Source organism: Synechococcus sp. H55.7 (assembly GCF_047462395.1).
Taxonomy (GTDB): Bacteria; Cyanobacteriota; Cyanobacteriia; order Thermostichales; family Thermostichaceae; genus Thermostichus.
In genome coordinates this window covers 20,984-44,456 of the sequence record NZ_JANSJD010000015.1, presented here as the reverse complement: position 1 = coordinate 44,456, position 23,473 = coordinate 20,984, and the positions used below count along the sequence as shown (strand labels likewise).

The 23,473-nt window shown below is 60.5% G+C and carries 24 protein-coding genes; 17 read left to right on the top strand and 7 right to left on the bottom strand.

What is annotated here, in order from left to right; translation table 11 throughout:
* Window positions 1–163: 163 nt before the first annotated feature.
* From NW851_RS08870 to NW851_RS08850, 5 genes are all read left to right on the top strand, one after another.
* Window positions 164–2,035, top strand: a complete 1,872-nt coding sequence (locus tag NW851_RS08870; protein WP_414337878.1) for a tetratricopeptide repeat protein — start codon at window positions 164–166, stop codon at window positions 2,033–2,035.
* 33 nt (window positions 2,036–2,068) lie between these two features.
* On the top strand, window positions 2,069–3,298 hold the full coding sequence (locus tag NW851_RS08865; RefSeq protein WP_414337877.1) for an NAD(P)/FAD-dependent oxidoreductase: 1,230 nt from the start codon (window positions 2,069–2,071) through the stop codon (window positions 3,296–3,298).
* Window positions 3,299–3,447: 149 nt separating this feature from the next.
* A complete protein-coding gene (gene sufU / locus NW851_RS08860; protein WP_414337875.1) occupies window positions 3,448–3,936 on the top strand; it encodes a Fe-S cluster assembly sulfur transfer protein SufU in 489 nt (162 codons plus the stop codon).
* A gap of 333 nt (window positions 3,937–4,269) precedes the next feature.
* Complete coding sequence (locus NW851_RS08855; protein WP_414332414.1) at window positions 4,270–4,476, top strand: hypothetical protein; 207 nt, start codon at window positions 4,270–4,272, stop codon at window positions 4,474–4,476.
* 54 nt (window positions 4,477–4,530) lie between these two features.
* Window positions 4,531–4,758, top strand: coding sequence for a hypothetical protein (locus tag NW851_RS08850; RefSeq protein WP_414332416.1), 228 nt, complete (start codon window positions 4,531–4,533; stop codon window positions 4,756–4,758).
* A 129-nt stretch (window positions 4,759–4,887) separates the two neighbouring features.
* On the opposite strand, the gene fba is transcribed toward NW851_RS08850, so the two are convergent.
* On the bottom strand, window positions 4,888–5,967 hold the full coding sequence (gene fba, locus NW851_RS08845; RefSeq protein ID WP_414332418.1) for a class II fructose-bisphosphate aldolase: 1,080 nt from the start codon (window positions 5,965–5,967) through the stop codon (window positions 4,888–4,890).
* Between the two features lie 409 nt (window positions 5,968–6,376).
* Here fba and NW851_RS08840 point away from each other — a divergent pair, with 409 nt between their 5' ends.
* The gene (locus NW851_RS08840) at window positions 6,377–6,958 is read left to right on the top strand and encodes a hypothetical protein (protein WP_414332420.1); all 582 of its coding nucleotides are present in this window, start codon (window positions 6,377–6,379) and stop codon (window positions 6,956–6,958) included.
* A gap of 47 nt (window positions 6,959–7,005) precedes the next feature.
* Here NW851_RS08840 and murI read toward each other — a convergent pair whose 3' ends face one another.
* Together murI and NW851_RS08830 are read right to left on the bottom strand one after the other, a co-directional pair.
* Window positions 7,006–7,872: a glutamate racemase gene (murI, locus tag NW851_RS08835; protein ID WP_414332422.1), complete on the bottom strand. Its 867-nt coding sequence runs from the start codon at window positions 7,870–7,872 to the stop codon at window positions 7,006–7,008.
* Between the two features lie 104 nt (window positions 7,873–7,976).
* On the bottom strand, window positions 7,977–9,803 hold the full coding sequence (locus NW851_RS08830; RefSeq protein ID WP_414332424.1) for an N-acetylmuramoyl-L-alanine amidase: 1,827 nt from the start codon (window positions 9,801–9,803) through the stop codon (window positions 7,977–7,979).
* A gap of 150 nt (window positions 9,804–9,953) precedes the next feature.
* Here NW851_RS08830 and NW851_RS08825 point away from each other — a divergent pair, with 150 nt between their 5' ends.
* The 3 genes from NW851_RS08825 (at window position 9,954) to NW851_RS08815 (ending at window position 12,316) form a co-directional block, all read left to right on the top strand.
* A complete protein-coding gene (locus NW851_RS08825) occupies window positions 9,954–11,072 on the top strand; it encodes a hypothetical protein (protein ID WP_414332426.1) in 1,119 nt (372 codons plus the stop codon).
* A gap of 220 nt (window positions 11,073–11,292) precedes the next feature.
* The gene (gene cbiT, locus NW851_RS08820) at window positions 11,293–11,898 is read left to right on the top strand and encodes a precorrin-6Y C5,15-methyltransferase subunit CbiT (RefSeq protein ID WP_414332428.1); all 606 of its coding nucleotides are present in this window, start codon (window positions 11,293–11,295) and stop codon (window positions 11,896–11,898) included.
* Window positions 11,899–12,097: 199 nt separating this feature from the next.
* The gene (locus NW851_RS08815) at window positions 12,098–12,316 is read left to right on the top strand and encodes a hypothetical protein (RefSeq protein WP_414337870.1); all 219 of its coding nucleotides are present in this window, start codon (window positions 12,098–12,100) and stop codon (window positions 12,314–12,316) included.
* Between the two features lie 275 nt (window positions 12,317–12,591).
* On the opposite strand, the gene menB is transcribed toward NW851_RS08815, so the two are convergent.
* Together menB and cobA are read right to left on the bottom strand one after the other, a co-directional pair.
* Entirely contained in the window at window positions 12,592–13,416 is an 825-nt protein-coding gene (gene menB, locus NW851_RS08810) for a 1,4-dihydroxy-2-naphthoyl-CoA synthase (RefSeq protein WP_414332432.1), read from the bottom strand.
* A 49-nt stretch (window positions 13,417–13,465) separates the two neighbouring features.
* On the bottom strand, window positions 13,466–14,965 hold the full coding sequence (cobA, locus tag NW851_RS08805) for a uroporphyrinogen-III C-methyltransferase (RefSeq protein ID WP_414337869.1): 1,500 nt from the start codon (window positions 14,963–14,965) through the stop codon (window positions 13,466–13,468).
* A gap of 336 nt (window positions 14,966–15,301) precedes the next feature.
* Here cobA and NW851_RS08800 point away from each other — a divergent pair, with 336 nt between their 5' ends.
* Entirely contained in the window at window positions 15,302–16,306 is a 1,005-nt protein-coding gene (locus NW851_RS08800; RefSeq protein WP_414332436.1) for an ABC transporter substrate-binding protein, read from the top strand.
* A 1-nt stretch (window position 16,307) separates the two neighbouring features.
* Here the strand turns inward: NW851_RS08800 and NW851_RS08795 are convergent, their stop codons facing one another.
* Window positions 16,308–16,820, bottom strand: a complete 513-nt coding sequence (locus tag NW851_RS08795; RefSeq protein ID WP_414337867.1) for a phycobilisome rod-core linker polypeptide — start codon at window positions 16,818–16,820, stop codon at window positions 16,308–16,310.
* Between the two features lie 457 nt (window positions 16,821–17,277).
* On the opposite strand from NW851_RS08795, the gene NW851_RS08790 reads away from it, so the two are divergent.
* The 6 genes from NW851_RS08790 (at window position 17,278) to NW851_RS08765 (ending at window position 21,034) form a co-directional block, all read left to right on the top strand.
* Complete coding sequence (locus NW851_RS08790) at window positions 17,278–17,763, top strand: 2Fe-2S iron-sulfur cluster-binding protein (protein ID WP_414332440.1); 486 nt, start codon at window positions 17,278–17,280, stop codon at window positions 17,761–17,763.
* Between the two features lie 69 nt (window positions 17,764–17,832).
* A complete protein-coding gene (locus tag NW851_RS08785) occupies window positions 17,833–18,516 on the top strand; it encodes a V4R domain-containing protein (protein ID WP_414332442.1) in 684 nt (227 codons plus the stop codon).
* Between the two features lie 52 nt (window positions 18,517–18,568).
* Window positions 18,569–18,850 (top strand): hypothetical protein, encoded by a 282-nt coding sequence (locus tag NW851_RS08780; protein WP_414332444.1) that lies wholly within the window; start codon window positions 18,569–18,571, stop codon window positions 18,848–18,850.
* Window positions 18,851–18,952: 102 nt separating this feature from the next.
* Window positions 18,953–19,492 (top strand): hypothetical protein, encoded by a 540-nt coding sequence (locus NW851_RS08775; protein WP_414337864.1) that lies wholly within the window; start codon window positions 18,953–18,955, stop codon window positions 19,490–19,492.
* A gap of 16 nt (window positions 19,493–19,508) precedes the next feature.
* The gene (locus tag NW851_RS08770) at window positions 19,509–19,979 is read left to right on the top strand and encodes a phycobilisome protein (RefSeq protein ID WP_414337862.1); all 471 of its coding nucleotides are present in this window, start codon (window positions 19,509–19,511) and stop codon (window positions 19,977–19,979) included.
* 380 nt (window positions 19,980–20,359) lie between these two features.
* The gene (locus tag NW851_RS08765; RefSeq protein ID WP_414334370.1) at window positions 20,360–21,034 is read left to right on the top strand and encodes a V4R domain-containing protein; all 675 of its coding nucleotides are present in this window, start codon (window positions 20,360–20,362) and stop codon (window positions 21,032–21,034) included.
* Window positions 21,035–21,063: 29 nt separating this feature from the next.
* Here NW851_RS08765 and NW851_RS08760 read toward each other — a convergent pair whose 3' ends face one another.
* A complete protein-coding gene (locus NW851_RS08760; protein WP_414337860.1) occupies window positions 21,064–21,753 on the bottom strand; it encodes a hypothetical protein in 690 nt (229 codons plus the stop codon).
* A gap of 301 nt (window positions 21,754–22,054) precedes the next feature.
* Here NW851_RS08760 and NW851_RS08755 point away from each other — a divergent pair, with 301 nt between their 5' ends.
* On the top strand, window positions 22,055–23,299 hold the full coding sequence (locus tag NW851_RS08755) for an HhoA/HhoB/HtrA family serine endopeptidase (RefSeq protein ID WP_414334376.1): 1,245 nt from the start codon (window positions 22,055–22,057) through the stop codon (window positions 23,297–23,299).
* The last annotated feature ends 174 nt before the right edge of the window (window positions 23,300–23,473 follow it).

Here is a 23,473-nt window from a genome sequence, read left to right as displayed (position 1 = left end):
TATTGACGGATGACGGCAGGCTGAACATAATGACGATGAGGCAGCAAGATGAGGTCAAATACTTTGGCTTCTGGCTGCAGAGCGCCCATCTTTGCCAAAAGAAGTGGATCCCTTTTGGGGTTGTTGCAAGACTTTTTTTCTCCCTCTTTCTAGCCTTATGCTTATGGATGACTCATCTGCTGCTCGCAGCGTGGAAACCTTGATCGCGGCTTTGCAGAAGGCCCTTGCTCCCCTGCCAAGCCGTTCGGCGCTGAAACAAGATGTCCTTTACCTGATGGTGGAGCTCCCACAGCAGGGACTGTTCAGCCGCTCTATGGTGTTGCAGCGGGTTGCCGACCAATTGGAAGGCGCGCCGGTGCAGGGAGTCAGCCAACTGGTGGTGTACGGTCGGCTGCAGGGAGAAACACAGCCGCAGTGGAAAAAAGTCTTCTATTTGTCTTCTGGGAAAAGCGGTGCCGACGCCACGCAGATTGTATTGCCGGACGCCAAGATTTCCGAGATCAAGGTGCTGGATGCCCAAAAACCTGTTGTGGATCCCGATGGCAGCTCTGATTTTCGCAAAGTTAAAACTCTAGAGGCGCCGGTTCCCAAAACCCAGAAAGAGCGACGCTCAGAGCCTGACCCAAGTCAGTCTCCTGCTGCTCATGGCTCTGCACAGGCCCAAGCTGGGATCCCGACCTCTCCGCCCACGACTGCCCCTGCTCGCCCCAGTTCTCCCATCAGCCTTCCGGTCAACGTTCAGGCGCTTGGCCAGCAGTTGCACCAACCTACCCTACGACCCTTCCTGGGGGGAGCCCTGGCTTTGTCTCTCCTGCTGGGGGCCGGGTTGGTGGTGCATTCTTTCCGGCAGCCCGACGTCCCTGCCCGGGCCAGATCGCTGGGAGTAGGGATCCCTCTGTTGCTCCTGGCTGCAGGGGGGGGCTGGCTGGGGTGGAAAGGCCGGCGTGCTGTCAACACCTTTAAGCGAGAGGGATCCTCTGATCCTTTGGCAGAAGGTTTGTCCTTTTTACAGGCCAATCAAGTTCCTGAGGCAGTGGAGCGGTTTCAGGAGGCCCTGTCCCTCACCCAGGGATCTGCTCAAGTTGAGATCCATAGCCTGCTCGGCCAAGCCTGGGCCGAGAAAGGCAACTGGGCAGAAGCCTTGGCCCAGCAACAAAAGGCCCTTGAGTTGGATCCCCACTTCAGCCAGGCCCACCTCCGTATTGCTCAAATTCGCCTCAAGTTGGGGCAATGGGACGAGGCGATCGATTCCTGTTGGTCTGCTTTGGAATTGAACGATCGCCTGGGCCTGGCCCACCACCTGATGGGGCAAGCGCTGATGCGCAAGGGCCAGTTGAAAGCGGCAATAGCAGCTTTTCAAACCGCCCTCAATCTCGATCTGGATCCCGAATTAGCCGCTGCTGTGCGGGTGGATCTGGGCTTGGCCATGGTTCATGCGGGGCGTCTGGCCCAGGCTGGCCAAGAGTTCAGCCAGGTGCTCCTCTCCGGCAGCTCCTCCAAGCTCCAGCAGGGCCGCGCCTACTACGGGCTGGGCTTGGTCTTAGCGGCCCAGGAGCAGCACAACGAAGCCATCAAGAGCTACCAGCGAGCTCTGGGGCTGGTGCCCAACTTGCCTGAGGCGGTTGCTGCCATCGGCTTGTCCTATTTGAGTCAAAAACACCGCGACGCCTCCGGGCGCAAGTTTGTCTGGCCCCAGCAGGTGCAAGAGGCTGTGCAACAGTTTGAACAAGCGTTAAGAGAAGACCCAGATTTGCCCGAAGCCCACTTTGGCTTGGGGGAAGTGGCCCGTATCAAGGGGGATCTGAGCTCGGCGGTGTCCAGCTATCAACGGGCGATGCGCAGCAACGGCAGCTACGGCATGGCCCACTATCGCGTGGGATCCGTCTTGGCCCGCCAAGGCAAGCTGGAGCAGGCCATCGATCACTTTCGCTCGGCTTTGGAAATTTCTCCCAACTTCCCCGAAGCCAGAGGGAGCCTGCAGCGGCTTCTCTCCAAGCAGATGGAAGAGGTGCATACCGACCTACTGCCCGTGTAAAGATGGGAGCTGATCGACGCTGAGGGATCCCGGTTGCCGCCCGACAAGGTGCGCGCCCGCCTGCGAGAGGTTGCCGCTCCAGCCATGAAGGGAGCCCTGCCCACAGTGGTCTTGGCCGGATGTGGCTATGGGGCCATCGACGCCTTGCGGGCCCTCAAAGGGCAAGCGCGGGTGATCGCCATCAATCCCCACCCCTACATCGTCAACTCGGGCATGTCCACGCGGCTGCTGAGCGGTCGGTTTTCCCTGGATCTGGTGCGGATCCCGCTGCTGGAGCACGTTCAAGCCAATGGTGCCCAGTTTCTGCCGGGACGAGTAACCCACATGCAGCCGCAGGCGCAAACCCTGACCCTGGAAGGCGCAGGCGGGATCCAAACCCTTGCCTACGATTACCTGTTGGTGAATGTGGGGCGGGAGCTGCGTCCCATCGACGGGATGCAACATGCCTTCGCCATTCGACCGGCGGAGCAACTGGTGGCCGCCCAAACCTGGATCCGGCAGTGCTGGCAGCGGGCGGCCCAGGGAGATCCGACGCCGGGCCTGCTGACCTTTGTGGTGGTGGGGGGAGGTTGCACCGGCACAGAGCTGATGGGAGAGCTGTACGACCTCTGCCGCGAGATGAGCGCAGCAACGGGGATCCCTTTGGCGCGGGCCCGCCTGCTCCTGATCCATGGCCAGGCCCATCTGGTCGAGGGCTTCTCAGAACGCTTCCGCCAGGAGGTGGAAAGGGAGATCCGCCGCTTGGGGGTAGAGATCTGGGCGGAGCGCCGGGTAAAAGCCTTCGGGCCACAGCAAGTTTGGCTAGAGGATGGCAGCGAGCTGGTGGCCCAGACCCGCCTATGGGCGGGTGGGTTGCAGGCGCCCGCCTGGCTGAGAAGCTGCGGCCTGCCGCTGGGGCCGACGGGATCCCTGCTGGTGGATGAGTGCCTGCGGGTGCAGGGGGCAGAGCGCATCTTGGCCTTAGGGGACTGCGCCGACTTTGTCTGGGGATCCCGGCTCTTGCCCAAGATCGGCGTGTACGCGGTGCGCCAGGGGCCGATTGCAGCACAAAACCTGCTGCGGCTCATCCGCGGCCAACCCCTGCTTCCCTACCGACCCCAGGCCACTGTGTTTGTCTGCGTTACGATGGGAAACCGGGTTGCCGTCGCCGAGAAGGGCAGGTGGGTCTGGCGCGGCTACCTGGCCACGCTGCTGAAAAACCTGTTCGATTGGCTCTACATGCGCCAACGCAAGCCCGTGCGCTGGCAGGCGTTTTTCTACTAAATCTCTACAGAGAACGGGGTTAAGATTAAGTTACAGATTGGCCGGAATGGGCTAGCTTCCTCGGCTTCTCGATCTCGACCCTATCGCCCTTCAACCCTCAAAAGCTCTTGACGCTCTCCGGCCCAAGCAGCGACCAAGCGGGAACAACAATGCCTCTCGATAACCTGCGCGGACTCTATCAGCAAGTCATTCTGGAGCGGTACAAAAAGCCCCGCAACTTCGGCAAAGTGGATCCGGTTCATCGCCACCAACGCGGCCACAACCCTTCCTGTGGCGACACCATCGACCTCACCTTGCAACTGGATCCGGATCAAGAGCGAATTGTCGATGTCAAGTTCGAGGGCGAAGGCTGCGCTATTGCCCTGGCCTCTGCCGATCTCATGGCTGACGCCGTGCGGGGGCGCACCATCCCCGAAGCGTTGCAGTTGGTGGATCACTTCCAAGCCATGATGCGCGGCGGCGCTGAGTTTCCGCGGGAGCAGCGGGCCTTGAACGCCATGAAGGGAGTTGCCCAATTTCCGGTGCGCATCAAGTGCGCCAACCTGGCCTGGCATGCCCTCAAACACGCGCTGGAATCGCCCGAACCCAGTGGATCCCCGGACAACCCAGGTTTTGTGAGCAACGAAAACACTGACTAGGTTTCGCCCTCTGGGGGCAACGTAGGGGATCCCTGTTATCCAGGAAACTTCGAGGATCAGGGATGCCAGGGTGCCTCTTTGGCTCGTCTGGGAGCCAATGGCCTCAGCAGCAAGCCCTTCAACGCCGCCACTCTGGCCGCCGCAATCGCGGCTCTGCTGAGCTGGGATCCCTGAACCTGCCCCCCCAGATCCGTAGGATCCCCGCCGCTATCCGCCAAATGGCGTAGAAAAATCCTATAAATCGCGTACGTAGATCCTCGGTGTTTTACGTTTTTTTACGGATATCCAGGCTATAATGGGAACGTGAACGTTGGAAATACGGAGGAAACGCAGATGCAAGCTGGTGTCGATCTAACGCTAGACTACCGTACTTACCGCATAGCGGCCCTGTTGAGCGAGAGCTTTTCTTTGGGAGCACTGCTGGGAGTATCCCTCAAGTGGCAGGGTGAGGCCTCTTCTGAGGACGAGCCGCGGGCCGGAGTTTCCCGCCTCTCGCTGGAGCAGATTAAGCAGCGCTATCTCGTTCCTCGGCGCAAGTGACTGTCCTCCCGTAAAACCAGCTTTTGAACGCTAACCCCTCAAACGGAAAAGGTCATGAACACCGGTCTTGATTTTCCTCCTGTTGCTTCCAGCATTCGAGAAATTGTGGAGCAGGTGCTCTGCAGCGGCTTCCTCAGCCTAGGACAAGAAAACCAGATCAACGAGCTGCTCTTTCAGCGGCGCTACTCCGAGGCCGACCTGGAAATGCTGGATCGCCTGACTTTGGCGTTGCTAAATCGGCAGATCGAAGTGGAAAAAAGTTTTGTAGCAAAAGCTGCCTGACCGCCAAAACGCATCAAGTTCCTCCAAAGCAACAGGGGATCCTCTGCGGATCCCCTTACCTGTCGATTGAGCTAGAGTCTCCTCAGCAAACGCCGAGGAGTTCTGGGCTGCAGCGGCCGGGTGTGAGGGCTAGACCGCGACGGTCTTCTTCACCTGAGCTGCCAAAGCGCCAGAAGCATACTTGGCTGCCATCTCATCCAAGGTAACCACCGGAACCTTGGTGCCATGGCCGGCACAGCCGAAGGCGATGTAGCGCTCAGCGCACACTTTTTGCATTTCCTTAATAGAAGGCTTGAGGAAAGAGCGGGGATCAAAGTCTTTCGGATTTTCGGCCAGGGCGCGGCGCACGGCAGCCGTGATGGCCAGGCGGTTGTCGGTGTCGATGTTGACTTTGCGCACCCCGTTTTGGATGCCCCGCTGAATTTCTTCCAGCGGCACGCCGTAGGTCTCGGGGATGGAGCCGCCGTACTGGTTGATGATGTCGATCAACTCCTTAGGCACCGAGGAGGAACCGTGCATCACCAGGTGGGTGTTAGGCAGGCGGCGGTGGATCTCGGCGATGCGCTCCATGTCGAGAATGTCGCCGGTGGGCTTGCGGGAGAACTTATAGGCGCCGTGGCTGGTGCCAATGGCTACAGCCAGCGCATCCACCTGAGTTCGCTCCACAAAGTCCACCGCTTGGTCGGGGTCGGTGAGCAGTTGGTCGTGGCTGAGGGCCCCTTCAGCACCGTGACCATCTTCTGCTTCGCCACGGCCTGTCTCCAGGGATCCCAGGCAGCCCAGTTCCCCTTCCACGCTCACCCCAATTGCGTGGGCCACTTTCACCACTTCGGAGGTAACGGCCACGTTGTACTCGTAGCTGGCCGGCGTTTTGGCATCTTCTTTGAGGGAGCCATCCATCATGACGCTGGTGAAGCCGTTGCGGATGGCAGAGTAGCAGGTGGCGGGGCTGTTGCCGTGGTCTTGGTGCATGGCGACGGGAATGTGGGGGTAGGTCTCCACCGCCGCCAGGATCAGGTGGCGCAAAAAGTGCTCGCCCGCATACTTGCGTGCCCCTCGAGAGGCTTGCAGGATGACCGGACTGTTGGTTTCATGGGCAGCTTGCATGATCGCTTGGATCTGCTCCATGTTGTTGACGTTGAAAGCCGGAATGCCGTAGCCGTGTTCGGCGGCATGATCCAGCAGCGTCCGCATTGCAACGAGAGCCATCGGTTACCTCCTGAGGTGCTGACCTAATGCGTATAAGGTTTGCTTACCGTTGATCTTAAGATACTTTTTACGTTTTGGCGGATAAGCCGCCGGCGATCTGCGTATCTTGCCGAGGGATCTTTGCAACCATTGGCCGTGAGGCTCGCGCTCAGACGCAACAGGCCCACCAACCTCTCCAGATACAGTAGGAAAGGGCCGGGAGGGCAGGACTTTTCCCATCGAGGAAGGCTCTGCCCCTGCCTGACCATGTGTTCATATCGTTTCTGCATTGGTTGTCCGGAGGAATGAGAAGGTGCATTGCAATCCGTGGCCGGTCTTGGGCGCCAACCGAGGGAAGGCTCTATCCTGTGGGGGTAAACAACTGCCCTTGTCTCAAGGGAGAGGACTCCGACCCGCTAAGGCGATTGGTTTGGCCATAGCCTGCTGGGCGGCAGCGGGTCTTCGCTTGGCCGCTTGGGGGATCCCTGGGCAATCTCCGGATCAGGTGGCCGCCTGGGTGAGGGAGAATCCCGTGCTGCGGCCCCGTCCGGGCGAAACCCTGAACATCAACCGCGTGGAGCCGGATGGATCCCGGTTTACCTTTTTGGCCTCGGTGGCTCCGCCAGGACGGATCATCAACCCGCTGGATCGGGAGACGATTCGCTCGGAGCGCATGACCTTCTTTCGCCCACAAGGGCTGACGGCGGAAGATCTCTTTCAGGCGATTCGCGAGGTCTATGGGCCAGAGATTGCCGCCGATTTGGATCGGGCGGTGGAGGTGATCCGCTACCCGTCCCCAGAGGCCCTGGCGAATACTCCCGGCTATACCCTGGCCTTGGCCATTCAAGGCGTGGTGCTGCGGGGAAACCAATTCGTCTATTGGCTGGAGCTGACGCAAAACCCCGATGGCCGCGTGCAGCAAGGCCAGGTGTGGGTGTTTCAAGAGGAATGGCTGCCCAAGGTAGAAGGGGAGTTGGCGGAGCGCTTCCCCCTGCAGGTGATGACCCGTTGAGAACAAAGAGCCTGGTGCTCCCAGTCCTGAAGAGAAGGAGCGCCTGTTCAGGGGCGGCGGGAGCTGTTGACATCCAAGGCCGGCCATTCCACCCGTTCCACCTGGGGCCGAAAGCCCAGCCAAGGAGTGGCCAAGCGGGCAAATCGCTCTGGATCCCCGCTCACGCAGAAACGGTAGGGTTCCTCCTGGGCGGCGGCCGAGGGGCGGCGCAAGCCCCATAAGCTCAGTTCGCGGGCCAGGGATCGCACCAGCGCCACGCCGGGATCCACCCGTTTGACGGCTGGGGGCAGCAGGGATTTCAAGAGGGGATCCAGCAGCGGGTAGTGGGTGCAGCCGTAGACGAGGGTATCGATCCCCTGTTGCAACAGGGGCTGCAGGTAGCGTTCGGCCGCTTGCCGCAGGGCGGGGCCGTCCAACTGGCCGGCTTCGATGAGGGGGACGAACTCCGGGCAGGCCTGCTCCCAGCACTGGACAGGTTGGGGAAAACGCCTGCGATCCAGGGCGCTGTACTCCTGAATGGCCCTGGAGTAGGCGCGGCTTTTAACGGTGGCCGCCGTGGCAATCACCCCAATGCGGGATCCCTGAGACAAGGCCGCCTGGGCGCCCGGCAGGATCAGCCCCAGAATGGGCAGGGCGAACTCCTGCCGCACGTGTTCTAGGGCCAAAGCTGAGCTGGTATTGCAGGCCATCACCACCAGCTTCACCGGCTGCGCCTGCATCCACGTCAGAATTTGCCGCACAAAGGTCAAGATCTCCTCTGGGGAGCGTTCCCCATAGGGCAGCCGCGCCGTATCGGCAAAGTAGAGGAGCCGTTCCTGGGGGAGGCGGCGGCGCAAGGCTCGCCAAACCGTCAGCCCGCCCAAGCCACTGTCAAACACCCCAATTGGCCAACCGGGATCCGGATCCCAACGCATGCTCCGTTCTCCTCAACACCTTGGCTAAGCTGCTGTATCCTACCCTGCCTCTGAGGCTGTCGGCATCGCTTTCTGGCCCTCTCCCTGGGATCGGCTGCAGGACCTTAGCGGCTGCGCAGAAAGGCCTCAATGCCCTCGGCAATGGCCCGCGCCAAAATAGCCTGGTATTCGGCAGTAGCCAATTTTCGCCCTTCGGTTGGGTTGGTTACATAGCCCAACTCCAGCAGCACGGAAGGCATACCCACGGGCGTTTCCCGCACCATGAAAAAGCGGGCCCGTCGCACCCCCCGGTCGGCAGCGCCGGTGGCCCTCACCAAGCTGCGGTGCAGGATGGTGGCCAGCTCGGCGCTATCGGGCCGCAGGTAGTAGGTCTCGATGCCGTGGATGCCGGAGCGATCCAGGGCGTTGGCATGGATGCTCACCAATAGGGTAGCGTTCGCCTGAACGGCCATATCCACCCGCGGCTGCAGCAGCACTTCCCGGTCGTCGGTGCGAGTCATCACCACTCCATAGCCCCGCTCTTGCAGCAGTTGTCGTACCTGGAGGGAAACGGAGAGGACGATGTCCTTCTCCTGGATCCCATCCACTCCGATGGCGCCGGGATCCCGTCCGCCGTGTCCCGGATCGACGGCGATGACCGTCCGGCCCTGGGGTGGAGGAGGGGAAGCTTGGGCAGACGGTTGCCGCTGAGGTGTTGGCGGCGGGGCGTTGAGAGGCCGCAGCTCCAAGGTAATGCGGCGGGATCCCTGGCCGGGGTGGGGCTCAAACACATTGAACTCTTCGGCAGGTTGCACCAGAATGCTGACCGTGCGGGCATCTTCTTGCACAAAGCGGATCCGCTCCACCGGCCCCCCAACCGGCAAGCCGGGATCTGGCAAAGACTGGGGCAGGCGAGCCGGCGCCACGTTGATGCGGTAGCCGCCGCTTTCCGGATCCCAGCCAGCCCGGTAAAACAGGAACCCATCGGCGCTGATGATGAGCTGATTGCCCTGCAGCTCCACCGAGCGCAAGGTAGCCAGCGGCCCTTGGGGATCGCCCTGGCTGACCTCCGGCAAAAGGCTGGCCTGGTCAGCGCCACCGGCGGGCTGGATCCAGATCCCGCCCTGCTGCGGGTCGTAGCGGGCTTCCCAATCGCCACTCGAAGGATCCACATCCAACACCACCCGAGCAATCGTGGGCTCAAACTGCCCGATGCGCAGCCGCAAAACCCCCAGACGGTTGACGATGTAGGCTCGTTGGGTGAGGGCGGGGCTGAGGGTGGTGTTGAGAAAATCCACCACCACCCGATCCGGATCGAGGATGCGCCGCACCGTGGTGGCGGGGCTGCCCTGGGTGCGGATGAAAAAACCCTCCGCCTGCGGGGATACCCCCAAGATCTGATGGTCGGCACGGGAGGGAGCGGGGCTGCGGGGAGGTGGCGTCCGCGAAGGAGGGGGCGCAGGATCGCGGGGGCCAGGGGGAAACAGCGGGGCGGCAGGCGAGGGTTGGCCGGCCTGGAGGAATTGAACAGCCCAGCGGGAGGGGCCGGCGGTGAGCAGTTGCAGTTGGTTGAGGCTGAGAGGCTGATCCGGCTGCAGATACAGCACAAAGCGGGTGATGGTCTCTGTGAGCTGGCTGATCTGCAGGGAGGCAACACGGCCTGGGAAAGTCTGGGTTTGGGGATCCCGTCCATAGCGGGTGTTGGGAAAATCCAGAACAACCCGCGGCGGATTCTGGAGCACAAACAGGAAAGGCCGCACCTCGCCCTGGGTGTTGACTTCCAGCCGTCCCTGCTGCGGATCGTAGTACCAACGGTCGATGTGAGATAGACCTGGAGCCGTGGTTGCCTGAGCCCGGACAGGTTGAGGGAGAAACACGCCTGCTCCGGTTAAGCTCAACAGCAGCATCGCCCCCCATATCTGCCTTGACCCTGGCTTGTCCAATTCGGGCATGACCCTCCATCCACTCCGCACACCTGCTGCCCTCAACTATACCAACCTCCCCCGGGAGCGGCCTGAGAGGGAGCGCAATTTCGCTCTTGCTGGCGGGGTTGGGGGATGATGGGTTCGCTCCTTATTTTTGATTTTTGGAGGTATCCTGGGATGCCCAGCCCACCGGATCCCCTCACCCTAGCGCGAGCTGGGGACAGCCAATCGATTGTGCGGGTTGTGCGGCTGGAGCTGCTGCGGCGACGCTGGCCCGGACGGGTGAACTTTGCCGATGAAACCCTGCACATCCACCTCACCGGATCCCTGCCCCAACAGCCATCTCTGCTCGTTGCCCAACTGTTTTTGATGGTGCAGCAACTGCGGATCCCGCGGCTGAAGCAAGTGGAAATTTGTGCTTACCGCGGCTCCCAATTGCTCTGGCAGCGCAGCCTCAAGTTGGGATCCCAGCAGCGTTGGGATCGCTTTTCTTTCGATAGCTGGGCGGTCAATATCTGGGCTTATCCGGTTGCATTTGCAGTGGCCCTGCTGGTAAACAACGTTGGCTTGTTGCAGGTGTTGCATTTGCCTTTACACATCTGGATTCACGAGTTTGGCCATGCCACCATTGCCTGGTGGAGCGGACATCCAGCTTTGCCCTTACCCTTTGGCTGGACCAGCATCAGCTCAAAAGAGGATCCCTTTGTATACTTTGGGATCCTTTTTTTGCTGGCTTTGCTGTTCCGGTCAGCCCGCAAGGAACGGATCCGATGGCTGCAGGCGTTGGCTATTTTTCTGGCCTTGTTGCAGTTTTATATGACTTGGCTGCTGCCCAATCGTACCAAAGAGCTGCTGATTACCTTTGGCGGCGTTGGCGGTGAGTTTTATCTCAGCACCTTTTTAATAGCCAGCTTTTATCTTCGCTTGCCGGATCGTTGGCGATGGGATTTTTGGCGATTCATAGTGTTGGGAATTGCAGCCAGCAGCCTATGGAAAAGCTTTTGGCAGTGGCACACTATCCAATTGGGCCTGAACCAGATCCCTTGGGGAACTCTGTTTGGCGGGCAAGGAGATGCCAGTGGGGATATGAACCGCCTAAACTACGAGTTTGGCTGGAGTACCGATCGAATTATCCAAACCTACACTTTTTTGGGAAATTTGTGTGCCTTAGTCGTATTGAGCCTCTATGTCATATTCCTATTGCGGGCAAACGATGAGATTTGGCTCTACCTGCGAGCAAGGCTCATCCTTTGGATGAATGGTTTGGGACACTTCGGCTCAGGCAAATGTCCTTAACAGCTTTTTCCAGCGTTATCTACTCCAGCCAAGGGAGCTACATCCCTCACCCCCAGCCCCTCTCCCAGAGGGAGAGGGGAGATCGACATAACGAGCCGTTTCATGGCTCTTGGAAATGGCCAGAACTTGATCGGATCCAGAAGGTGTTTTCAGACCGGCGATGGTCTGTCGAGCATTCGCTCTATGCTGAGGGATAGATGCACAGCAGCGGTGCCTTGCAATGTCAACCCCTTTCCCTTGGCCCTACCGCACCCCAGGGATCCCGGATTCTGCCTTTGAACGCATTCCAGGGATCCCGATGAGCCCTCGCGAGGTGCGCGTGTTGGTGCTGAGCCAGTTGCGCCTGGGAGAGAACCACTGCTTGTGGGATATTGGCGCCGGAACGGGCACGATTGCCATTGAAGCGGCTGTTCTGTGCCCCAAGGCTCGCGTGATCGCCATCGAGCGAGACGCAGAGGTGGTCAGCTTGATCGAGAGCAATTGTGAGAAATTTGGCCTCACCAACGTGCAAGTGATTCAAGGTACTGCCCCCGATTGTTTGCAACACCTTTCTCCTGCACCGGATCGCATCTGCATTGAGGGAGGCCATCCCCTACGGGAGATCCTGGAAGCCTGCTGGAGCCATCTCAATCCCAACGGACGGATCGTGGCGACAACCAACTCTTTGGATGGGCTCTACGGCCTCTCCGCCGGTCTGGCTGCTGTGCGGGCTCATCATGTGGAGGTCATTCAATCGGCGGTGAACCGTCTGGAACACCGCGGTCGGACTCAAATGTTGCTGCCGCTGGATCCCACTTTTGTTTTAAGCGGAGAAAAAATGAGCTAAGTTTTATATAACCTGTTTACATTTTTTGGTAAATCTTTTCTCAAAGCGACAGACAAAATTAGATAGGTTCATCTCAGCTATCCTGAACCAGTAAGAAGGATGGGCCCATTCCAAACCTTAAGCTATGCCAATATTTCTCGAACTCAAACTCAAATCTGCTCTTATACCAGATTAAGAGAGCTGGGAAACCCCAATGGCTATGGACCAATTCCAACACCCCTTTCAGGAGTCACGGGAAGTCAAGCTGCGGCAACTGTTGATTCGAGAGCGCTGGCCGGAAATGCTGAAGGGCTGCCGGGCTTGCATCCATTGGGACGACTTCAAGCGACCGGAATGCTGTGGTGACTGCGGCATTGGGGATCGGCGCAGACAAGAGATAGCCAGAGAGAGCCCGCCCAGCAAATCCTCAGGAACTTAGGGATCCCAGCCGCTGTTGTGGCTTGTAGTAACGAGCGCCTCTCCCAGGATAGCTATGTCGTGGATCCCTAGAAAGACCCTCTTGGCCCACCTCTCAGAAGCCCATCCCAGGCCACCTCAACAGCAGCACCGGGATCTCTGTAAAGCTTTATACCCAAAATTCAGCGACAGGGTCGGAGACAACCCTCAAACCCTGATTTTTCCGCTGACCTGGTCAATCTTTTGCTGGATCTCGGCGGTCGCTTCCCTGCGGGGAAGTGGAATTCATGGAAAGAACTAGGGCCGCCAGGGAAACTGGCGAAAGTTGGGAGGGCGCTTCTCCAAGAAGGCGCGTTTGCCCTCGGCAGCTTCCTCGGTCATGTAATACAGCAGCGTCGCGTCCCCGGCCAGCTCCTGCAGCCCCATCTGGCCGTCGCAATCGGCGTTGAAAGCTGCTTTGAGGCAGCGGATGGCCAAGGGGCTGTGCTGGAGGATCTCCCGCGCCCAGCGGATCCCTTCTGCCTCTAGTTCCTCCACGGGCACCACTGCATTGACCAGGCCCATCTCCAACGCCTGTGCGGCTGTGTACTGGCGGCAGAGAAACCAGATTTCGCGCGCTTTTTTTTGCCCCACCACCCGTGCCAGGTAGCTGGCCCCAAAGCCGCCGTCGAAGCTGCCCACCCGCGGCCCGGTCTGGCCAAAGATGGCGTTGTCGGCGGCAATGGTTAGATCGCAGACGAGATGCAAAACATGGCCCCCGCCAATGGCGTAGCCGGCCACCAGCGCAATCACCACTTTGGGCAAGGAGCGGATGATGCGCTGCAGATCCAGGACATTAAGACGCGGGATCCCGGCCTCGTCCAGGTAGCCGGCCTCCCCCCGCACGCTCTGATCCCCGCCGGCACAAAAGGCATATTTTCCATCCGTATGCGGCCCGGCGCCCGTCAAGAGCACGACTCCAATATTAGGATCCTCCCGCGCATCCAGAAAGGCGTCGATCATCTCGGCAACCGTCTTGGGGCGGAAGGCATTGCGTTTGTGGGGCCGGTTGAGGGTGATCTTGGCGATGCCGTCGGTTTTTTCGTAGAGGATGTCTTCGTAGAGCTTGGCCGTCTGCCACATGGTGTCTTGGGGGTTCCTTTTCTTTGCCAATCCCTGCCCATTATCCGCGCTAACCGTCTGCCTGAACGAGGGATCCCAACAGCCCTTCCAGGGTGTACTCCTGCGCCTCAACATCCACCCGCCCCAAGATCTGCTTGCAGGTTGCTGCCGTTTTGGGGCCGATGGCCGCAATCTGCACGGGCGGATCCCAGACTTCAGGGCCTAGCCCCGCCTGGCGCAGGAGATGGGCAAAATGCTGCACGGTTTTGGAGCTGGCAAAGGTGAGGATATCCACCTGGCGCTCTTTGAGGGCCTCGAGCACTTGGGGATCCGCTGCTGCCGGACAGGCCGACTGGTAGGCCGCCACCTCCACCACCTCGGCTCCGCGTTGCCGCAGCCCCTGCACCAGCTCCTCCCGTCCTCCGGATTCGACGCGGGGAAAGAGGATGCGCTGTCCCTGCACTGGCTCCGGCCAAATGGGCAGCAGGGCCTCGGCCACAAACTCAGAGGGCAGCAAATCTGGGCGGATGCCGTACTGGGCCAGTACCGCCGCCGTTTTGGATCCCACCACTGCCACCCGCACAGGGTGGAGCGCCCGGCTGTCTCGCCCCTGCTGCTGCAACCGCTCGAAAAAAGCCTGCACGCCGTTGGCCGAAGTCAGCAGCAGCCAATCGAATTTCTCCAGGTCGGCAATGGCTGCGTCCAAGGGATCCCAGCTTGTAGGCGGCTGGATGACCAGGGCGGGCATTTCCAGCACCCGCGCCCCCTGAGCCTGCAGCAGCTCGCGCCAAGCCGGCGACTGCCCCTCGGAACGGGTGACCAGCACCGTTTTGCCTGCCAAAGGAGCCGGTGGCGGTAACGGTGGGATCCCTGGCAAAAACTCCTGCCGCAGCCGCACCACCTCGCCCACCACCAGCAGGCCAGGCAGCTTTTCTGGCTCCAACCCTTCCCCCTGTTGCAGCTCTGCCAGGGTGCCCACCCAAACCTGCTGCTCCGCCTGCCCCGCCCCCCAGATCAAGGCTACGGCTCGCTCGGCTGGGATCCCGGCTGCCACCAACTGGGCCGCAATCTGCTGCCGCTGCCGGGATCCCATCAAGATCACCAACGTATCCAACTGGGCCAGAGCGCCCCAGGGCAGGGGCTCCAGCTCATGGGCGGTCAGCACGGCAAAGGCGCGGCTCAAGTGCTTATCGGTCAGAGGGATCCCTGCCCACAAAGGGCCGGCCAGGGCCGACGACAAGCCTGGCCAGATCTCAAACGGGCAGCCCGCCTCCCGCAGGGCCTGTACCTCCTCGCGGGCACGGCCAAAGATCAAGGGATCCCCCGCCTTGAGGTGAACCACCTGCTTCCCTTCCCGGCAGCGCTGGATGAGCCAGCGGATGCCCTCCTGCAAGCTCGCTGCTTCGGAACGTCGCCACGCCTGCGCCTGGGGGGGCAACTCCGCCAACAAGCGCTCGTCCACCAGCTCATCCACCCAAACGGCCTCAGCCCGCCGCAAGATCTCCAGCGCCCCTTGCGTCAGGCCGTCCCGCCCACCCAGCCCCGCCCCCACCAGATACACCTTGCCCATGCCGCACCCCTTCTCTTGCCCTCTACCTGTTGATCCTGCCGCAAAAGCGGGATCCCGCTCCCTTTGCAACTGTAGTCATTTCAAATAGCAACGAAGCGTTTCTCTACGTCGTCATTGACGTCGTTATTGCTCCGCAACGCTGTCGCGAACGCGCCGCTCTAACTCCCCTCTCCCTCTGGGAGAGGGGCCGGGGGTGAGGGATGGGAGAGGGGCCGGGGGTGAGGGATGGGAGAGGAGAGATACCGACATCCGGCTAGGGGCTATTTGGGCCAAGCTGAGGCAAAAACCACCTGCTTGCGAGATACTGAAAGCGTTGCAGTCTGAGGATCCCTGCCCATGGCTAGTGTGACCGCAGAGCTCTGGCCCCGACGGCGCTTTCTAGCCAGTGGAGCTGCTCTAGTGACAGCAGCAGCGGGATCCCGCCGCTCCAGATCCCGGCCCCTGCGCCTGGTGACCAACTGGTATGCTCAGGCGGAGCATGGCGGCTTCTACCAGGCCCTGGCCCTGGGTATCTACGCCGACTACGGCCTGCAGGTGGAAATCCGCATGGGGGGAACGGCAGTTAACGTGCTGCAACTGCTGGCTGGAGGAGCAGCGGACTTTGTCCTCGGCGGCAGCCCCGACGCCCTGGCGGCCTTGCAATCAGGGATCCCCGTGCTCACCGTGGCCGCCTTTTTCCAGAAGGATCCCCAGTGTCTTTTGGTCCATCCGGGCGTGGGCATCGAGCGCCTGGAAGACTTGCGGGGCAAGCCCATCTGGGTCTCTCCGGGAGCCAACCTCACCTACTGGCCTTTCTTGCGGGCCAAGTTCGGCTTCAGCGACGAGCAAAAGCGCCCCTACAACCTCAGCCTCGCCCCCTTCCTGCTGGACAAATCCTCTGCCCAGCAGGGCTATGTCACCTCCGAGCCCTTCCGCGTGCGCCAGGAGGGCGGCTTTGATCCTGTTGTCTTCCTGCTGGCCGACTACGGCTATTCCCCTTATGCCACCACGCTGGAGACCACCCGCCCCTTTGCCGAACAGCACCCGGAGGAGGTGCGAAAATTTGTGGCCGCCTCCATCGCGGGCTGGCAAAGCTACCTGGAGGATCCCCGCCCCGGCAACCGCCTCATCCGCCAAGACAACCCCAACATGAGCGAGGCCCTTCTGGCCTATGCCCACCAAGCCCTAAAAGACTACGGCCTCCTCACTGCCGGCGACGCGGCCACCCTGGGGATCGGCGCCATGACCCACCAGCGCTGGCAGACCTATTTTCAGGAAATGGTGGCCCTGGGAATCGTCGAAGCTGGCCTGAATGCCCGCCAAGCCTACAGCCTCGACTTTCTTCCCGCTCCCGCCGCCTGAGTTACATCACCGCCAAGCTCTGCAGCCGCGGGGATCCCTGCATCGCCAGCTCATGGCGCCGGTGCATCTGCTCCGTCAGCAGGTAGGCCAGAGGCGGGCAGCCGCTCAGCCGCTGCCGCGGGTGGGGCAGTTGGTCGTTGCCGAAGGTGTGGCGGTACTCCTCCGAGTCGATAAAGGCATTGACCATGGCTTGAAAGCCCTGGTGGAGCAAGATGCCGTGGTAGGCGGCCACCTCCTCCTTGCTGGCCGGGGCCCGCCCCAAAAAGTGCTTAAAACCCTGCTCCACGCAGCGGGTGTTGCAGCCGGCACTGAAAAAGAGCTGCCGGTAGAGCCGGGATCCCCCAATTTGGCGAACCAACCGCTTGATCCCAATCCGACCCCGCAGAAAGTCCTGCTCGATTTTTTCCAGCTCTCCCGCCTTCTCGTGCTGGTAGGGCTGGCGTTCCAAAAGCTGTTGGTAGGCAGCCCGCAACAGGTTTTGCAACGTTTGCGGATCCCGCTGGCGTAGTTCCATAGCGATAGCTCCCAAGCAACGCGACCGACAAAAAGCGAACAAAAACCGATTAGACAAGAGGTCAACTTAAAGAAACAATGAAGATAGGGTTGCTCGATACACTTTTACAGTCGGCATTAACCAGATCCGAAAATTGTCAATGCCAACCCAAAATCCAATCGAGCAAAAGCCCTACTCAAGATTTATCTTGTCGATAAGTTGAACTGGGGAAGCTTGCGATAAATGTTTACAAGAAGGCCCCCAGTTTTTTCGAGTTTATGTGATTCTACTTTCCAGCTTTCTACATGGAGAAAATTTCCGTATTTATTCGTAGTTAAAGATTATGACATTTTGATTCTCTCAGCCTGGCCAAAATCCAGAATACGAGTAGGAACTGATTTTTCGCTTGTATTGCTTTTGCGGCAGGGCGTATCTGCCGGCAGAGTTTTTGTCTGCCTTGAAGTTGGGGATCCCACCTATGGTGAAACAAATCCGGCTAGATCCTCTATCCCGTGTCTCGGAGGTGGATACCTACAGCAACCTGCTGTCGGCCATTTTGTCGGAGGAGCTCCATGTCTCAAAGGAATGTAACGGCCGCGGCCTCTGCGCCACCTGTCATGTCTACGTCAAGGAGGGGATGGAGAGCCTCACCCCCATCACCCCCCGCGAGGCCAAAACCCTGGAGACGATCACCAGCGCCCGCAGCAATTCCCGCTTGGCCTGTCAGGCACGGGTGGTGGCCGATGGGGTGGTGGTGGAGCTGCCGCCGGGGATGTACGTGAACTCGCTGAAGGATATCGAGGTGCTCATCGGTCGGCGGGCCGAACAAGACTTGCTGCACCCCCGAACAGGGCGCGTTTTGGTGGAGGAGGGCAAGATCATCACCCGTTCCACGATCAAGCAACTGGAAAACGAAGACTTCCGCATCATCGGCAGCACCCTTGCCCAGACCCGCGAGGCCTAAGGGATCCCAACACTCTGCTTGGGTTCCTGCTGCAGTGGATCACGGCTCAGTTTTGTTGAGGAGAAAGCCATGGCCAGCGTTACCACTCGACCGGATCCCCGTCCCGCAGTCACCATGCCGGTGGGCCGCGACAAGCACGCCCACTACAGCTACCGCGATTTCTTCCGCTTTAACCGAGAGCAAGGCACGATCATCGACTGGAACAACACCCAAAACCTGCTGCTCAGCGAAGACTTCATTGTCGGCCTGCAGGCGGGCCTAGAGCGGGAAGTGGGCGATGCCTCTGCGGCGGTGATGTACACCATCGGCAGAGACTGGGGCAGCCGCGATGCCCAGCATTTTTCCCAGTGGTATGAGCGGGAGTACGGAGTTGGGGTCAAGCAGTCCAACCTTCTGTTTTTGCTGGAGACCTGGTGGTGGCCTTTTACGGCGCAAGGGTGGGGCAAGTGGGAGGTGGAAACCGAGTCCAAACAAAAAGGGTTCCTATTCATCAACCTGTTTGACTCGCTGGTGGCCCGCACCTTGGGCGATGTGGGCAAGCCGGTTTGTCACCTCTATGCCGGGCTATTTGCCGGATTTTTCTCTGCTATGACTTCCCGCGAGCTGGCCTGCATCGAGATCCAGTGCTACGCCATGGGGGAGACCTATTGCAAGTTTTTGCTGGGCGGGCAAGAGCGCATCGATGCCGCCAATTTCTGGGTGAGCGAAGGGGCCAGCGCCCGCGAAATCGAGCAGCGTTTGCACCAACTGTGAGGTCTGCCTGTGGCTTTTGCAGTCCTTCCCCCGCCACTTTGGAGAAACGCCCATGGTCACCCTCAACCTAGACACCGATCTGGACTTAACCCAGCCGCTGGCGGTGTTTTTACAGGGGTTGAACTGGGATAACCGGCCCTTGGCCAAAGCTCCCTTCGCTCCAGAATCGCTGTCGGACTCCCCCCTGTTCTTGGCCCAGTCGGTAGGGCAGTTTTTTGCCGGCTGCAATTGGTCGGGCGTCCGCCCGCGCCCTGAGCCACCGCCGGAGCTGCCGCCAGAGGATCCCTTTACGCTTGAGGATTTTGCCGCTTTGTTTGGTGGAGCCTTGCTCTAGCCCTGCTTTGCCCCAACTTGGGTTTTGCTTCCTCGAGCCGCTCGATCTTTTGACTCGTTTTGAGACTGGTTTTGAATCGGGTTTTTTAAGGAGACCTCACCCATGAATGACCTTTACCCTTGGCCGGAGCGCATTGCCGATCGAGAAGGGGATTACCTGACGCCCGACGATCTGCAGGATCTCATCCGCTACGCTCTCTCCTTTCAAGAGCGGCTGCATCTCTACCAGGTTTTGCAACAGCAGGAGATGGCATGGATCGAGAAGGTTCTGCAACAGCACGGGTACAGCGGTGAGGCAGAATCCTCTCTCACCCCCACTCAGCGCCTCTTGGCCCGGCAACTGGCCTTCTGCTTGCGCTCCCTGAGCCTGAGCTTGTTGTTGGGGGATCCCTTGCCCCTGCAGCAATGGAGGTGTGGGGCGATGGAACGGTATCTGGGTTTGCCGGAAGCGCTCCAGCAGTTGCAGGCGGTGGTGCAGGGATCCCTGCCGGCGGATCAGCAGGGTTTGCTTGTCCCCTACTGGCAAGCGCTACAGGCTGTCTGCGCCCCTTCCCCAGAGCGGCTTGAGCCGGAATTTGCTCCTCAAACCGAGACTGCAGCTCCGTCGGAAGAAGCGCTCACCCTGATGCAAATGTTCGTCTAAACCAAGGGGGCTTCCTATGAATTCAATGGTCGCCGAGCTGATGCAACAAAGTGAGGGCCGCTATCTGCGCCCGGACGAGTTGAAAACCCTACACGCCTATGTGGAAGGGATCCCCAAACGAGTCCGCCTCTATCAAGTCCTGCAGGCCAAAGAGCAAGAGCTGCTGGAGCGGGTGATGGAGAAGTTCCAGCCGATGATGCCGAATTTGCCCCGCCAACATGGGCACCTGGCCTGGGAGCGTTGCCGCCGCGATCTAAGCATGGTGTGGCGCTACTGCTGCCTGGCCATGCTGCTCAACGATGAGGATTACCTGCGGGATAAGTTGCTCTACTGGCTGGAGACGATCCTGAAGTCCTTCAAGATGCGTGACCAGTGCCAGCCTGCCTATAAGTTGATGCTCGACTCCCTCAGCGCTGTCTTCGGCCCCGAAGAGAGCGAGGCCATCCGCCCCTACGTGCTCTTGGCCAAGTCGATGCTGGTCAACTGAAGTCAATGGGCTCTCGATCCATCCACCAATTACTGTATACAGCCCACTCCCTACTCATCCATTCCTTGCCCCTATGGCCAGATGAAGACACTCCCTACTATCCCAGTGCTCCGTGCTGCTTGCCCAAGCGCTCCGCGCCGCTCACGCGACCACCCCCAGCCCCTCTCCCCAGGGGAGCTCGCCCAAGCGCTCCGCGCCGCTCACGCGACCACCCCCAGCCCCTCTCCCCAGGGGAGCTCGCCCTCACCCCCAGCCCCTCTCCCTGAGGGAGAGGGGAGCTGGGATCCAGGCAACCAACTATTTTGTTGCTATTTGAAATGACCGTGAAAGCCTCAGTTGCAGCCGCCCTCAAGTCCGTCCATCTCCCTGAGAGGAAAGCCATGATCACCCTGCAAGAGATCCTGCCCGGCCACTGCTTTAGCCCTGCCTACTACATCCGTCCCGACATCCACAGCGGCCTGCTCTACAGCCGGGGAGGATACCGCCTGGCAGCCTTTCCCATGCCTCTCCTGGAAGCCATCTACGCCGGCTTGCGCTACGAGACCGGGCAAGCCACCCGTGTCATCCTCTACAACTGTGGCCGCGAGTGGGGAGAAGCATTTTTCCGCCGCATCGAAGACGAACTCTCCCGCTACTACCAGCAACCGCTGCAGGAATTGCCGCTGGGGATCTTCCTGGATGCCCTCAGCGATCTCTGGGCCACCCACGGCTGGGGCCGCCTGGAGCTGGATTTTTCCGCTGCTGACCGCGGCCTGGTGGAGGCTAGGATCCGCAACTCCGGCTTTGCCCTGGCTGCTCGTGCCAGCCTCAGCCCAGAGGAGCTGTCTGCGCAGCGGGAGCCTGCCGGCTATCTAGAGGCAGGAATGCTGGCCGGCCTCTTCTCGTTGCTCTCGGGCCGGGATCTGGTCTGTGTGCAAACCACCTGTGAATCCCTGGGAGCCGACTGCAACCGCTTCCTCATCGGCACGGCTCAGCGGCTGCACAATTGCGAAGAATGGGTGCGCAGGGGCCTCTCCCACGAGGAGATTTGGGATCGGCTGGCCGCCGGTTCCTAGCCCTGGCCAGCAGGGTTTTCAAAAGCTGGCTAGGGCAGGTAGGGTTGGAAATCTTGGGTGACCGTCAGGGTCAAGTTGGCGTTGGGATCGATCACCGCCACCTCCGGCGCCGTCACATTGCCGATCACGGCCCCCGCTGCCGCTCCACCTAGCACCTTCTCCGTCGAGATCACCCGGTCGCCAAACAGGCCGCCCAAGATCGCCCCTGCCGCCGCCCCGATCAGGGCATCCTGCACAACTGCCTCTGCAGAAGTGTGGCGGGGATCCTTGCGCAGCGGGATTACCTGGCTTTGGGCGTAGAGAGGATAGGATTGGCCGTTGAAGATCAAGGCCCGCGAGACAAACTGGGTGCCGCCGCTCACCGGCTGGAATTGGCCTTCTAGGATAGCTCCCGCCGGCACGACCATGTTGCCGTAGATATCCCGCAGGGGAGTCTCCAGGCTAAGGCTGACGGCGCGGGTTTCGCCAGGGGCAATCAAGAGGGCTTCCGGAGAGCGATGCACGGCTTGGATGAGATCCCCAGAGCGCAACAGCAAGGTGGTTTGCAGTTGAAAGGGCTGGCTTGGCTCATCAGGGGGAAGGGGGTTCACCGGGCGCCATCCCTGGCCGGGGGGCGGTGGCGGCAAGGGATCCCTTTGCGCCAAAACCGGGGTGGCTGCCGGTAGCCAGAGAAAACCGGCGAGTAGAGGAGCCAACAGACGACGGGCTGGGTTGGTCATGGTCTTACCCCCGATCTACCACTTCTACGTTAGCTGTAAGCCGGCCAAAGCTGGGGACAACAGCCCTGTCTGGCCTTCTATCCCCATCAAAGCCAGTTGGATATGGGGTGGCTACTCCAGGCAAGCAGATTCTGCTGCTCTTCAACCCAGATGGAAGTACGGAAAAGCGCCGCGGCTGCCGCCTTGGGATCCCTGCTGTCCATGCTAGATTAGGCCCTAGGTTTCGCAGGGGGCCAAGGTATTTCTGCGCTCCCAGCTCTTCTCTTCCTTGACTCAGGTAGCTATGAAGCGCAGCACATCCATGCCGGGCCAACCTTCTCCCAGTTCAGAAGCTTCTGCTCAACCTGCCCGTTTGCATCAGCAGGACGGAGTTCGTTCCTTTTTTGAGCCTTTGGCCGTTCTTAAGTCTCTTCTCTCGCCGCTGCTGCTGGTGCTCTTGGGCATTGGGCTAGGAGCAGCTCTCATGGGAAGCAACGGAGTATCTGCGCAAACGACGGCAACCCCGCCCCAACTGAACCTGAATTTTATCGCCGAGGTGGCGCAAAAGGTGGGGCCGGCGGTGGTGCGCATCGACTCCGAGCGGACGGTGCGTGTTCCGGGCGCTTTTCCAGAGGAGTTCTTTAGCGATCCCTTCTTCCGGGATTTCTTTGGCCAAGCGATCCCTTCCATCCCCCGCCAACGGCGGCAACAGGGCACTGGCTCCGGCTTTATCATCAGCCCGGACGGCCAGATCATCACCAACGCCCATGTGGTCGAGGGATCCGACAAGGTGACGGTGACGCTCAAGGATACCCGCAGCTTTGACGGCAAAGTAATTGGCACCGACCCGGTGACGGACATTGCGGTGGTGAAGATCGAGGCCCAGAACCTGCCGACGGTGAAGCTGGGCCGCTCCGAACTGCTGGAGCCGGGCCAGTGGGCCATTGCCATCGGCAACCCCCTGGGGCTGGACAACACCGTAACCGCTGGGATCATCAGCGCTTTGGGCCGCTCCAGCGGCGAGATCCGCGTGCCCGACAAGCGGGTGTCTTTTATCCAGACGGATGCGGCCATCAACCCCGGCAACTCAGGCGGCCCCCTGCTCAATGCTCAAGGGGAGGTGATCGGGGTGAACACGGCTATCATCCAAGGGGCGCAAGGGCTGGGCTTTGCCATTCCCATCGAGACAGCTCAGCGGGTGGCCAACCAGTTGATCGCCCGCGGCAAGGTGGATCACCCCTACCTGGGCATCCGTATGCTCACCCTCACCCCCGACCTGAAGGAACGTCTCAACCAGGATCCCAACAGCCGCATTTTCGTGACGGTGGATCAGGGGGTGCTCATCGGCGAGGTGATCCAGGGATCCCCGGCAGAGCGGGCGGGCCTGCGCGCCGGAGACATCATTCTTGCCATCAATGGCCGCGCCGTCACCACCGCCGACCAAGTGCAACAGGAGGTGGAGCGCACCGAGGTGGGCAGCACCCTGGAGCTGGAGATCGAGCGAGCTGGGCGGCGGCAGAAGATCCGGGCCGTCACCGGATCGTTCCCGGCCCCCGGCAGAGGCTAATGGGATGGGGTTGAGGCTCTGGGGCGGGGCAATGCCGGTAGTGCCGCTGTCGCTCTTGCAGTTACGGATCGGGGACAATAATGGTTTAATGGTGGCTTAGCAGTCGCAACTTCCTGGCCCAGGCCGGAACACTCTCGGCAGGGCCGCTTGTCTCGAGTTGGGGATCCCTTTTGC